The following is a 12,763-nucleotide window of genomic DNA, read 5'->3' as shown; positions in this document are numbered from 1 at the left end:
CAGCACATGCGTCGCATGCGCGAATGCCGGCGTCGTGGCGTGAGTATAGGAGGGCCGGCCGGCCTCATGGGCCGGCCAAGGATTGAATGCGCCCTGCCTCAGCGGCGTCCGCCGAAGATCGAGCCCAGCACGCCGCGCAGAATCTGGCGGCCGACCTGGTTGCCCATGGTGCGTGCCATGCTCTTGGCCGCGGTCTGCACGATGCCGTCATGATGGCCGCCGCGCGGGCCGGTCTTGCCGAAGAGAACTTCGCCCAGCGCGCCGCCAAGCAGACCGCCGTCGGCGCTGGCGTTCTGATCCTGGGCCGATGTCGCCGCACCGGTCGCCTTCGGGGCGGCCAGGGTGCCGGAGCTTAGCTTTTCGTAGGCGGACTCGCGATCGAGCACGTCTTCGTATTGGCCGTAAACCGGCGAATTGTTGATCGCGGCGTTGCGCTCGTCCTGCGACAGCGGCCCGATACGCGACGCCGGCGGAATGACGAAGGCGCGCTCCACCATGGTCGGCGTACCTTTGGTATCCAGGAACGACACCAGTGCTTCGCCGACGCCGAGTTCGGTAATGGCGGCTTCGGCGCTGAAGGCCGGGTTCGGGCGAAGCGTTTCGGCTGCCGTCTTGACCGCCTTCTGGTCGCGCGGCGTGAAAGCGCGCAGTGCGTGCTGCACACGATTGCCGAGTTGCCCGAGAACGGTGTCCGGAATGTCCAGCGGGTTCTGAGTGACGAAGTAGACGCCCACGCCCTTGGAGCGGATCAGGCGCACGACCTGCTCGATCTTCTGCAGTAGCGTCGGCGGTGCGTCGGTAAACAGCAGATGGGCCTCGTCGAAGAAGAACACCAACTTGGGTTTTTCAAGGTCTCCGACTTCCGGCAGTTGCTCGAACAGCTCGGCCAGCAGCCACAGCAGGAAGGTGGCATACAGCGTTGGCGAGTTGTACAGCTTGTCGGCGGCCAGGATGTTCACCATGCCCCGGCCTTGCGTGTCGGTACGCATGAGGTCGCTGATCTTGAGCATCGGCTCGCCGAAGAATTTGTCGCCGCCCTGGGCTTCGAGGGCGAGCAAACCGCGCTGGATGGCGCCGACCGATGCCGTCGAAATGTTGCCGTACTGCGTCGTGAACTGCTTGGCGTTGTCGCCGACGTACTGGACCATCGCGCGCAGGTCCTTGAGGTCGAGCAGCAGCAGGCCGTTGTCATCGGCGATGCGGAAAATCAACTGCAGTACGCCGGACTGCACTTCGTTCAGGCTCAGCAGGCGCGCCAGCAACAACGGGCCCATGTCGGACACGGTGGCGCGCACCGGGTGGCCGGCCTCGCCGAAGACATCCCACAGGGTGATCTTGCAGGCTTCGGGCTCCCAATCCGTCACGCCCAGCGATTGCAGGCGTTCCTGGATCTTGGGCTTGAGTTCGCCTCGCGCGCCGATGCCGGAAAGGTCGCCCTTCACGTCGGCCATGAAGACCGGGACGCCAGCTCGGGCAAACGACTCGGCCAGCTTTTGCAGGGTGACGGTCTTGCCGGTGCCGGTAGCGCCGGCGATCAGTCCGTGGCGGTTGGCCAGCGCCGGCAGCAGGGCCAGATCGGTCCCATGGGCTTTGGCGACGACGAGGGGTTCACTCATGGTGTGCTCCAGGTTGCAGTGTCCGCGAACTTACGGCAGCGCCCGTGGGCTTGGCAACAGAAGAATCGCACAATGCTGATCACACTGTCCCACGGCTCGAGGCGCGATCTCTCGCTACGACGCTCAGCCCGGGATCAGGGCGTGCAATGGGCGCTACATTGATCGTAGGCACTCGTGCAGCGCGCTGCATTGCGGCCGCTTTGCTGCTCGCAACTGAAGGAGCGCGCCGCACAGGATTGCACGCAGGCATTCCAGCGATCGCTGCGCGGCGCGTCTGGCGACGGCAACCCGAGTTGTCCGCTCCCGGTGCCCTTGGCGACGTCACATGACGCCAGATCGAAGGTGCGCTGCGGGCCGGGGATGGCCCCCCATTCCTGTGGCGAGAACACGAGGTCCACCTGCAGCGCGGCCAGTGCGTCCGGCGCGTCGAGCAGGTGGGAGCGGCGGAGCGTGGCGACGGCGGCACAGTCGGCGCGCCGCGCCTGCTCGGGCGTCAATGTGCCCGTGTCGGGCAGTCCCAGCGTGTGGCGCGCGCACTCGTGCGCGTACAGGAACAATCGACTCTCCGGCAGCAGGCGTGGCAGCACGGCCGGGTTGTAGCGCACATGCACCTTGCCGTCGACGATGGCGCTGGCCGCCACCAGCGGCAACCCCGGGTCGGCCACCGAGGCGATGGCGCCGCCGCGGGCGTCGGTGCATCCGTCATAGGTATACAGCGTGTCAGCCAGCGCCGGGCGGGCGCAGCCCAGCACGACAAGCAGACACAGCAGGCGCCAGCAGGCAGGCATGATGCGATCTCCGCGATGACAGAAAATTCGCATGGACTCTAGCAAGGCGCAAATGTCGGACCCGTCGCCGGCCAGACCGGCGGCTGTATAATCCCGCCCTCTGCGCTGAACGAACCAAGACGAGGACACCATGGCCGGGCATTCGAAATGGGCCAATATCCAGCACCGTAAAGGCCGCCAGGACGCCAAGCGGGGCAAGGTATTCACCAAGCTGATCAAAGAAATCACCGTGGCCGCCCGCATGGGTGGGGGCGACCCGAACTTCAATCCGCGTCTGCGTCTGGCCGTCGATAAGGCCAAGGCCGAGAACATGCCGGGCGACAACATTGATCGTGCGGTCAAGCGTGGTACGGGCGAGCTCGACGGTGTGACCTATGAAGAGGCTCGCTACGAAGGCTATGGCATCGGCGGCGCAGCCGTGATGGTCGACTGCTTGACCGACAACCGCACGCGTACCGTGGCCGATGTGCGTCATGCCTTCTCGAAGTTTGGCGGCAACATGGGCACCGACGGCTGCGTGGCCTTCCAGTTCAAGCACTGTGGGCAGATGCTGTTCGCGCCGGGCACCAACGAAGATGCGCTGATGGAAGCCGCGCTCGAAGCGGGCGCCGAAGATGTCGTCAGCAACGAAGACGGTTCGATCGAAGTGCTGACGGCGCCGTACGAAATGCCGGCCGTTCAGGAAGCGCTTGCAAAGGCCGGCTTCAAGCCGGAGTTTGCCGAAGTCAGCATGAAGCCGCTGAACGAAACCGTGCTGACTGGCGAGGACGCCATCAAGATGCAGAAGCTGCTCGACGCGCTGGAGTCGCTCGACGACGTGCAGGACGTCTATACCTCCGCCGAAATCGACGAAGTCTGACGCGCGGTGTTGAATTGACAGGAACGCCCGGCCGGGAAACCGCCCGGGCGTTTTTGCATTCGGTGTCCAGGCGCAGCAGCGCATGGCGCACGAAAAACAATAGACGGGGACAACCATGAATAAATCGATCCTGGCCGGCACTGGCGCGCTCGCCCTGTTCGCTTTGGTCGCGTGCAGCAGTGCACCGTCCGCTACGCCGACGAACGTACTGACGCTGGCGGATGATGCCCCCGTCGGCCCGCGCGCTTTTCCCGGGGCCGTCGGCTACGGCTCGGAAACCGTTGCAGGGCGGGGCGGGCGCGTCATCAAGGTGACCAGCCTGGCGTCGGAAGGTCCGGGAACGCTGCGAGCGGCGCTGGAGGTGCGCGGGCCGCGCGTCATTGTGTTCGAGGTGGGCGGCGTGATCGACCTGGACAAGAAGGATCTGGCGTTGCGCGAGCCTTTCGTCACCATCGCCGGCCAGACGGCGCCGAGCCCCGGCATCACGCTGATTCGCGGCGGCATGTACATCGGCACGCATGACGTTATCATGCGCCATGTGCGCTTTCGTATCGGCGACGCAGGGGCCGCCAGGAAGAGCGGCTTCGAGCGAGACGTGTCGATCGTCGGCAAGAATGCCTACAACGTCGTCGTCGACCATTGCTCGTTCGCCTGGGGCACGGATGAGAACCTGTCGGTGTCCGGCGAGCGTTACGACGGGCCGGCCGGGACCGCGCGCCACGTCACGCTGAGCAACAACATCATCGCCCAGGGCCTCTACGACGGGCCGCACACCAAGGGGCGGCATTCGATGGGGACGCTCATTCACGACAACGTGCAGGAGGTCGCCGTCATCGGCAATCTGTACGCGCACAACAACGACCGCAATCCGTGGTTCAAGGCCAACGGCACGGGCGTGGTGGTCAACAACTTCATCTACAACCCAGGCACCTGGGCAGTGCGCGTCGGCTACAACCCCAAAGAGTGGGAGGGGCGGACGTTGCCGGGTGCTCCGTCCATCAGCGTGGTGGGCAACGTGTTGCAGTACGGCGTCAATACGGCGGGCAATGTGGCGCTGGTCGGCTCCGGGTTCAACAACGGCAACGCCTACGTCGACGACAACATCGCACTCGATCGCAATGGCCGTGCAGCGGCGCAGACCGGCCCGGGTGTGACGCGGCTGCAATCGGCGCCGTCGTGGGTGGCGGGCCTGTCGCCGCTGCCGGCTTCGGCGGTGCGTGAAGCTGTCCTCGCCCACGCAGGTGCGCGTCCTCGCGATCGCGACACGGTCGATGCGAGATTGGTCGCCGACATCCGCGCCGGCAAGGGGGCCCGCATCGACAGTCAGGACGAAGTCGGCGGCTATCCGACCGTCGCACCGGTTGTGCGTCGGCTGGATGTGCCCGTCACGGGCGTCGATGAATGGCTGGCGCGGTTGGCGCGAGAGGTCGAGTAGTCCGCAGCGGGACTACCGGGTTTTGCGGCGCGGGTTGAAAACCAGGCAGGTGCCGGCGAGTCGGTCGTGCGCAAATTGTCGGTCACGATCGACGAAGGCCGCCCACAGGATGCCCACGCCCGCCAGGATCAGCACCAGCGACGGCCAGGCCAGGGTATAGCGAACGATCAATTGGCGCAGGGAAGGTGCCTTGCCTGTGGCGGCGTCGACCAGTTGCAGGCTCCAGGTCTGCATGGCCAGCGTCTGCCCGGCCTTGCGCCACACCGTTACGAAGTAACAGCCCATCAGGACAAAGACGTAGAGCCACAGGAACCAGCCGGGGGGCGTGACGTGAAACGTCATGCCGACGATGGTCATGGGGAGAAGGCCGCCTACTACCATGACGCCGAAGGCCGGCAAGCCTTCATACAACATGCTGGCCAGGCGACGGCGCAGCGAGGCCAGTTCGACTTCCGTGCGGATGGCTGTGGCATTCGCAGGGGCGGAAGTCGGCGTGGCTGGGTTCATGGCGTGGCGGCGGGTGTGTCGTTGGCGACCTTGGGGGCGCCGGCAGATGCGTCTGACGGCAAGGCCGGCGGCTCGGAGCCCGATTGTACGGGCGTTTTGTCGTCATGCGCCGTTGCAGCGCTCAGCGGCTTGAGCGGATTGGTCGTCGTGCCCAGCGTGCGCGGCGCCTGCTTGAGCTTTTCCTTCTCATGCGCCGGCAGCGCGTCGTAGCGCAGCCATTGTTCCTGCAGGCTGGGCGCGTCGGACGTTTGCTGGGCCTGGATCTTCTTGAACTGTGCGCGTGCCGCCTCGCGCTCTTCGTGGGTCAGCTTCGCCCAGTCGGCCACGCGGCTACGCAGCTTGGCCTGCTCTTGCGATGTCATGGTCGGGTAGCGATTGGCAATGCCCAGCCATTTGCGCTGGCGTACCGGCGTGAAGTCATCCCACTCGCCGGCGAGCGGTGCGAGCAGGGCTTTCTGCTCGTGCGTCAGACTGCGCCATGCAGCGGGCTGGGGCGTGGATGCCGGCGTCGATGCACTCTGTGCGCCGACGCAGCACAGGGCCATCGCCAAACCGATCAGCGCGCGTCTGAGTTTTGCAGCCATCGATAGAAACCGTGATCGAGGTAAGCGTCCAGCGGCAGTTCGTTGGTCAGCAGCGCGCTGTCGACCTCTTCGAGTTCGCGGGCGCGTTGGATCGTCTGCCAGTGGTCGAAGCCGAGCGCCAGCACGGCCAGCAGGGCGGCCACCGCCAGCGGACGCCAGGCTTCGCGGCCCCATTCGGCGATCGTATGACCAAAGCCCGCCAGGACCGGCTCGCGTTGCGCCGCCCGGGCGCGTGCCAGAGCGGCTTCGCGTGCCACGCGCAAGCGCTCCGTCAGCTCCGGCTCCATGCGGGCGGTGCTGCCGTTGAGCTTGTTGCGGACCTTCAGGCCGAAGGCGCGTTGTTCCAGCTCGTTCATAAAGTCACTCCCTTGGCTCGCAGGGCGGCGGCCAGTGTGTGGGTGGCGCGGGAGCAATGCGTTTTAACGCTGCCCTCGGAGCACCCCATGGCGGCGGCCGTCTCTGCAATATCCATCTCCTCCCAGTAACGCATCAGGAAGGCTTCGCGTTGACGAGCGGGCAGTCGCTGAATCTCTTCTTCGATCAACGCAAGCGTTTGAATTTGTTCAAATTCGCCGTGCGGCGTCGGGCTTGCGCCATGCTCCGCAGCAAGCTCCATCGTGTCCAGCGGATCGCCGTCCTCGTCCTCGCGCGACGTAAAGGCAGACAAGAGCGAGACCCAGAGGTTGCGGACCTTGCTGCGACGGTGATGGTCGCGCACTGCGTTTTGCAGGATGCGCTGGAATAGCAGGGGGAGTTCCGCCGCCGGCTTGTGGGCGTATTTTTCGGTCAGGCGCATCATGGCGTCCTGGACGACGTCTAGCGCAGCCTCGTCATCCCTCAGAGCGAACTGCGCCTGGCGGAACGCGCGGCGTTCCACCGAGGCAAGAAAATCGGAGAGTTCGTCGAGAGAAGCCAGAGCAGATTCTTCTTATAGGGCGCCCGCCGCATCAGGAGCGGCCGGGGTTCGACAGGCCGTGCTCCTTGACCAATCGGCCATGCCCCGGTAACGTAACGGGTTCTTTTTAAAGCTGTCGGCTGGGTTAGCGCAATGACTTTGACGGGTGCCGAGATTGTAGTGAGGTGTCTCCAGGAAGAAAAGGTCGAGTACGTATTCGGCTATCCTGGTGGAGCGGTACTCTTCATTTATGACGCGCTGTTCGAGCAGGACGGCGTGCGCCACGTGCTGGTGCGCCACGAACAGGCTGCGGTCCACGCGGCTGACGGTTTCGCCCGCACGACCGGCAAGGTCGGCGTGGCGCTGGTGACTTCCGGCCCCGGCGCCACCAACGCGGTGACCGGCATTGCCACCGCTTACATGGATTCCATTCCGCTGGTCATCATCAGCGGCCAGGTTCCGTCCAGCGCCATCGGCCAGGACGCCTTCCAGGAAGTCGACACGATCGGCATCACCCGTCCGTGCGTGAAGCACAACTTCCTGGTCAAGGATGTGCGCGACATCGCCTCGACCATCAAGAAGGCTTTCTATCTGGCGGCAACCGGCCGCCCCGGCCCCGTGCTGGTCGATATCCCCAAGGACATCTCCGCACAGCGCTGCGACTTCGAATACCCGTCGACCGTCGAGCTGCGCTCGTACAACCCGGTGGTCAAGGGCCATCACGGCCAGATCAAGAAGGCGGCGCAACTGTTGCTCGAAGCCAAGCGCCCGATGATCTACACCGGCGGCGGCGTGGTCCTGGCCAATGCGGCCGAAAAGCTCACGCGCCTGTCGCGTCTGCTGGGCTACCCCGTTACCAACACGCTGATGGGGCTTGGCGGCTACCCGGCGTCGGACAAGCAATTCGTCGGCATGCTCGGCATGCACGGCACCTACGAAGCCAACATGGCGATGCAGTACTGCGACGTGCTGCTGGCCGTGGGCGCGCGCTTCGATGACCGCGTCATCGGCGATCCGAAGCACTTCGCCGCCGAGCCGCGCAAGATCGTTCACATCGACGTCGATCCGTCGTCGATCTCCAAGCGCGTCAAGGTGGACGTGCCCATCGTCGGTGACGTGGGCGAAGTCCTCGACGAAATGATCCGTTTGATCGAAGCCGGTGCCGAACGCCCCAACGCCGACGCGCTCGGCGCATGGTGGAAGCAAATCGATGCCTGGCGTGGCCGCAACTGCATGGCCTATCGCAACTCCGACGACGTCATCAAGCCGCAGTACGTGCTGGAGAAGCTCTGGCAGGTCACCAACGGCGAAGCCTTCGTCACCACCGACGTCGGCCAGCACCAGATGTGGGGCGCCCAGTACTATCACTTCGACAAGCCGCGTCGCTGGGTGACCTCGGGTGGCTTGGGCACGATGGGCTTCGGCCTGCCTGCCGCGATGGGCGCGCAGCTCGCCAACCCCGGCTCGCCGGTGGCGTGCATCACGGGCGAAGGCTCGATCCAGATGTGCATCCAGGAACTGTCGACCTGCAAGCAATATCGTCTGCCGATCAAGGTTCTGAGCCTGAACAACCGTTACCTGGGCATGGTCCGCCAGTGGCAAGAGTTCTTCCACGGCAACCGCTATTCCGAGTCCTACATGGATTCGCTGCCCGATTTTGCCAAGCTGGCCGAAGCCTATGGCCACATCGGCATGCAGATCACCAAGCCTTCCGATGTGGAAGGCGCCTTGCGCGAAGCATTCCGCCGCAAGGACGAACTGGTCTTCCTGGACTTCCAGATCGACCCGACGGAAAACGTCTATCCGATGGTCCAGGGCGGCAAGGGTCTCTCCGAGATGATCCTCGCGCCGGAAGACCTCTGAAAACCGTTGTGCCCGCCTGCAACGCAGGTGGATAGAAGGCTCTGAAAGCCTGCCGGTAGCTTGGCAGGCATGAGAAAAACCCGCCGCGACCAGTCACCACAACCTCGCCGCGACCGGGTTTGAACATTTCGGATGTGTGTGCGGGGGACGGATCCACCCGGTCCGTTCCGCCGTGGCGTGCTTACCGGCACGTCCCGGCGCGGCTGTCGCCCTGCGGCAGGCTGTATCGCGCAGTGTTCGGATCACTGGCTGGTTTGAGAACAAACGCTATGCGACATGTCATTTCTTTGCTGCTCGAAAACGAGGCAGGCGCGCTCTCGCGCGTGGCGGGCCTTTTCTCGGCACGCGGCTACAACATCGAGTCCCTCACGGTGGCCCCGACCGAGGACGCTTCGCTGTCGCGCATGACGATCGTCACGCGCGGCTCGGACGACATCATTGAGCAGATCAACAAGCAACTGAACAAGCTGATCGACGTGGTCAAGGTCGTGGATATCTCCGAGGCCGCCCACATCGAACGCGAACTCATGCTGATCAAGGTCCGCGCCATCGGCAAGGACCGCGAAGAGATCAAGCGCATGGCGGATATCTACCGCGGTCGCATCGTCGATGTGACCGACTCCAGCTATGTGATCGAACTGACCGGCGCGCAAGACAAGCTCGATTCCTTTATCCAGGCAATCGACCGCGACCTGATTCTGGAAACCGTACGTACCGGCGCCTGTGGCGTTGGCCGCGGTGACCGCATTCTGAAGATTTGAGTTTCTGAATACCGACTGGCGTGTGCGGTCGGGCGGTTCATGCCGATGGCGTGACGCAGACCGTGCGCCCTGCACGCATCGCACTGGAGAAATGCAATGAAAGTCTATTACGACAAGGACGCCGACCTTTCCCTCATCAAGGGCAAGAAGGTCACCATCGTGGGTTACGGCTCGCAAGGCCACGCACACGCGCTGAACCTGAAGGATTCGGGCGTGAACGTCACCATCGGCCTGCGCCGTGGTGGTGCCTCCTGGAGCAAGGCTGAAGCCGCCGGCCTGCCGGTCGCCGAAGTGGCCGAAGCGGTCAAGGGCGCCGACGTCGTCATGATCCTGCTGCCGGACGAAAACCAGCCGGACGTCTACAAGCGCGACATCGAGCCGAACATCAAGGAAGGCGCGGCCCTGGCCTTCGCCCACGGCTTCAACGTGCACTACAACCAGATCGTGCCGCGCGCCGACCTGGACGTGATCATGGTCGCCCCGAAGGGTCCGGGCCACACCGTGCGTTCCGAATACCTCAAGGGCGGCGGCGTGCCCAGTCTGATCGCTGTCTACGCCGACAAGTCCGGCAAGGCGCGTGACGTGGCACTGTCGTACGCAGCAGCCAACGGCGGCACCAAGGGCGGCGTGATCGAAACCAACTTCCGCGAAGAGACCGAAACCGACCTGTTCGGCGAACAAGCCGTGCTGTGCGGCGGCGCGGTTGAACTGGTGAAGGCCGGTTTCGAAACCCTGACCGAAGCGGGCTACGCTCCGGAAATGGCCTACTTCGAGTGCCTGCACGAACTCAAGCTGATCGTCGACCTGATGTACGAAGGCGGCATCGCCAACATGAACTACTCGATCTCCAACAACGCCGAGTACGGTGAATACCTCACCGGCCCGGAAGTGGTGACCGAAGAGACCAAGAAGGCGATGAAGAAGGCGCTGACCCGCATCCAGACCGGCGAATACGCCAAGCAATTCATCCTGGAAGGTCGCACCAACTACCCGGCCATGACCGCGCGCCGTCGTCTGACGGCCGAGCACCCGATCGAAAAGGTCGGCGCCCAACTGCGCGCGATGATGCCGTGGATCGCCAAGAACAAGCTGGTCGACCAAAGCAAGAACTAAGAAACCGGTACAGGCTCGTGCATGCGGGCCTTGCCGTACTTGCTATGAGAATGGCCGCCAGCGTGCGGCCGTTTTCATTTGCAGCCTGGCGCGTCACGGAGCCGTTGGCGCCATGGGCTAGAATTCATCGTTTAACGCATTTTTCAGTCTGTCACGCACATGTCCGCTCGCAAGATTTTCGTCACCAATGCCCTGCCGTATGCCAACGGCGACATCCACCTCGGACACCTGGTCGGTTACGTCCAGGCCGATATCTGGGTGCGCTACCAACGCATGCGCGGCAACATGGTGCACTACGTCTGCGCGGACGATACGCACGGTGCGCCGATCATGCTGCGCGCCGAAAAGGAAGGCATCACGCCGGAGCAACTGATCGCTCGCGCCCACGCCAGCCATTCGCGCGACTTTGCCGATTTCCTGGTCGAATTCGATAACTACCATTCGACGCACAGCGACGAAAACCGCGCCTATGCCGAGGACATCTACGGCAAGCTCAAGGCTGCCGGCTTCATCGAGACGCGCTCGATCGAGCAGTTCTACGATCCGGTCAAGCTGATGTTCCTCCCGGACCGCTTCATCAAGGGCGAATGCCCCAAGTGCGGCGCGAAGGACCAGTACGGCGACAACTGCGAAGTGTGCGGCGCGGCCTACGCCCCGACCGAACTCAAGAATCCGTACTCCGCCGTGTCGGGCGCCAAGCCCGAACTGCGCAACTCAGAGCACTACTTCTTCCGTCTGTCCGACCCGAAGGCAGTGGCCTTCCTGCGCGAATGGACGCAAGGCGTCAACGCCGACGGCTCACCCCGCATGCCGCCGGAAGCTTCCAACAAAATGCGCGAGTGGATCGGCTCGGAAGGCGAAAACAAGCTCTCCGATTGGGACATCTCGCGCGATGCGCCGTACTTCGGTTTCGAGATTCCGGACGCCCCGGGCAAGTACTTCTACGTCTGGCTGGATGCGCCGATCGGCTACCTCGCGAGCTTCCGCAACTATGCCGATCGTGTGGGCGGCGTCGAAGTCACTGACTATACCGACCCGGACAAGGCCGCCGCGCTGGGTACCGAGATGGTGCACTTCATTGGCAAGGACATCCTGTACTTCCACGCGTTGTTCTGGCCCGCGATGCTCAAGTTCGCCGGTTACCGCACGCCGACCTTCCTCAACGTCAACGGCTTCCTGACGGTGGACGGCGCCAAGATGTCGAAGAGCCGCGGTACGTTCATCACCGCGCGCAGCTACCTCGATCTCGGACTGAACCCGGAATGGCTGCGCTATTACTTTGCCGCCAAGCTCAACGCCAATATCGAAGACCTGGACCTGTCGCTGGACGACTTCGTGGCGAAGGTGAATTCCGACCTCGTCGGCAAGTTCGTCAACATCGCCAGCCGTTGCGCGGGCTTCATCGCCAAGCGCTTTGACGGCAAGCTGGGCGAGTCGGATGTCACCGCGCTGGATGCGTTCTCCGCCGAGTCGCTCGACGCTGTTTCCAAGGCCTATAACGATCGCGACTACAGCGTCGCGCTGCGCGAAGTCATGCGCCTGGCCGATGCTGCCAACGTGTACGTCAATGACGAGAAGCCGTGGGAATTGGCCAAGGACCCGGCGCAGTCCGAACGCCTGCATCGTGTATGCAGCACGGCGCTCAACCAGTTCCGCGCGTTGGCGATCATGCTCAAGCCGGTGCTGCCGGGCCTGGCCGCGCAGGTCGAATCCTTCCTGTGCGTGCCGGCTTTCGCGTGGACCGATCTGTTCCGTCCGCTACCGGCTGGTCATGTCATCGATGCCTACAAGCACCTGATGACGCGCATCGAGCGCAAGCAGATTGACGCGCTCATCGACGCCAACAAGGAGTCGCTCGAAGCCCCGGTTGCTGCCGCCGCTCCTGCCAAACAAGAAGCCAAGGCCGTTGCCAAGCCCGAAAAGGCCGCCGAGGCGAGCGCCGAAGATGCGGCCAGCCCGATCAGCATCGACGACTTCATGAAGGTCGACCTACGCGTGGCGAAGATCGTCGCCGCAGAACACGTCGAGGGCGCGGCCAAGTTGTTGCGCCTGCAACTGGACATCGGCGAGGAAAAGCCGCGCCAGGTATTCGCGGGCATCAAAAGCGCATACGATCCGGCCACCTTGGTTGGCCGTCTGACGGTGATGGTGGCGAACCTGGCGCCGCGCAAGATGAAGTTCGGCATGAGCGAGGGAATGGTACTGGCGGCCGCGGACGAGGCTGGCGAAGTGCCGGGGATCTTCCTGATGTCGCCAGACGTCGGGGCAGAGCCGGGCATGAGAGTGCGCTGACGTACAAAATCAGTGTTTTCGTACCGCTCTCTTCCTGAAGTTTGAGCGCG

General features: G+C 63.8%; 12 protein-coding genes. 6 read left to right on the top strand and 6 right to left on the bottom strand.

The features are described from left to right. Positions 1 to 98 precede the first annotated feature (98 nt). Both ACDA63_RS12330 and ACDA63_RS12325 read right to left on the bottom strand, forming a co-directional pair. Positions 99 to 1,616, bottom strand: a complete 1,518-nt coding sequence (locus ACDA63_RS12330; RefSeq protein WP_373663550.1) for a helicase HerA-like domain-containing protein — start codon at positions 1,614 to 1,616, stop codon at positions 99 to 101. Positions 1,617 to 1,750: 134 nt separating this feature from the next. Then, entirely contained in the window at positions 1,751 to 2,404 is a 654-nt protein-coding gene (locus ACDA63_RS12325; protein WP_373663549.1) for a hypothetical protein, read from the bottom strand. A gap of 130 nt (positions 2,405 to 2,534) precedes the next feature. Here ACDA63_RS12325 and ACDA63_RS12320 point away from each other — a divergent pair, with 130 nt between their 5' ends. After that, positions 2,535 to 3,263: a YebC/PmpR family DNA-binding transcriptional regulator gene (locus ACDA63_RS12320; RefSeq protein WP_373663548.1), complete on the top strand. Its 729-nt coding sequence runs from the start codon at positions 2,535 to 2,537 to the stop codon at positions 3,261 to 3,263. Between the two features lie 115 nt (positions 3,264 to 3,378). Beyond that, positions 3,379 to 4,698: a polysaccharide lyase family 1 protein gene (locus ACDA63_RS12315; protein WP_373663547.1), complete on the top strand. Its 1,320-nt coding sequence runs from the start codon at positions 3,379 to 3,381 to the stop codon at positions 4,696 to 4,698. Between the two features lie 12 nt (positions 4,699 to 4,710). Here the strand turns inward: ACDA63_RS12315 and ACDA63_RS12310 are convergent, their stop codons facing one another. The 4 genes from ACDA63_RS12310 to ACDA63_RS12295 are packed head-to-tail and all read right to left on the bottom strand — an operon-like array spanning position 4,711 to position 6,705. Beyond that, the gene (locus ACDA63_RS12310) at positions 4,711 to 5,205 is read right to left on the bottom strand and encodes an RDD family protein (RefSeq protein ID WP_373663546.1); all 495 of its coding nucleotides are present in this window, start codon (positions 5,203 to 5,205) and stop codon (positions 4,711 to 4,713) included. Next, positions 5,202 to 5,789, bottom strand: coding sequence for a DUF3106 domain-containing protein (locus ACDA63_RS12305; protein ID WP_373663545.1), 588 nt, complete (start codon positions 5,787 to 5,789; stop codon positions 5,202 to 5,204). The genes ACDA63_RS12310 and ACDA63_RS12305 overlap by 4 nt, the downstream gene beginning before the upstream one ends. Further along, positions 5,762 to 6,145 carry a DUF3619 family protein gene (locus ACDA63_RS12300; protein WP_373663544.1) on the bottom strand — a complete coding sequence of 128 codons (384 nt, stop codon included), beginning with the start codon at positions 6,143 to 6,145 and terminating at the stop codon, positions 5,762 to 5,764. The genes ACDA63_RS12305 and ACDA63_RS12300 overlap by 28 nt, the downstream gene beginning before the upstream one ends. Then, the gene (locus tag ACDA63_RS12295) at positions 6,142 to 6,705 is read right to left on the bottom strand and encodes an RNA polymerase sigma factor (protein ID WP_373663585.1); all 564 of its coding nucleotides are present in this window, start codon (positions 6,703 to 6,705) and stop codon (positions 6,142 to 6,144) included. The genes ACDA63_RS12300 and ACDA63_RS12295 overlap by 4 nt, the downstream gene beginning before the upstream one ends. 132 nt (positions 6,706 to 6,837) lie before the next feature. On the opposite strand from ACDA63_RS12295, the gene ACDA63_RS12290 reads away from it, so the two are divergent. From ACDA63_RS12290 to metG, 4 genes are all read left to right on the top strand, one after another. Beyond that, positions 6,838 to 8,547 (top strand): acetolactate synthase 3 catalytic subunit, encoded by a 1,710-nt coding sequence (locus tag ACDA63_RS12290; RefSeq protein WP_373663543.1) that lies wholly within the window; start codon positions 6,838 to 6,840, stop codon positions 8,545 to 8,547. A gap of 269 nt (positions 8,548 to 8,816) precedes the next feature. Further along, complete coding sequence (ilvN, locus tag ACDA63_RS12285) at positions 8,817 to 9,308, top strand: acetolactate synthase small subunit (protein ID WP_373663542.1); 492 nt, start codon at positions 8,817 to 8,819, stop codon at positions 9,306 to 9,308. 96 nt (positions 9,309 to 9,404) lie between these two features. Further along, positions 9,405 to 10,421, top strand: a complete 1,017-nt coding sequence (ilvC, locus tag ACDA63_RS12280; RefSeq protein WP_373663541.1) for a ketol-acid reductoisomerase — start codon at positions 9,405 to 9,407, stop codon at positions 10,419 to 10,421. Positions 10,422 to 10,580: 159 nt separating this feature from the next. Continuing rightward, positions 10,581 to 12,713 carry a methionine--tRNA ligase gene (gene metG / locus ACDA63_RS12275; protein ID WP_373663540.1) on the top strand — a complete coding sequence of 711 codons (2,133 nt, stop codon included), beginning with the start codon at positions 10,581 to 10,583 and terminating at the stop codon, positions 12,711 to 12,713. Positions 12,714 to 12,763: the final 50 nt, after the last annotated feature.

This window comes from Uliginosibacterium sp. sgz301328, assembly GCF_041807905.1.
Lineage (GTDB): Bacteria > Pseudomonadota > Gammaproteobacteria > Burkholderiales > Rhodocyclaceae > JBGVSA01.
This window is presented reverse-complemented; position numbering and strand designations above follow the sequence as displayed.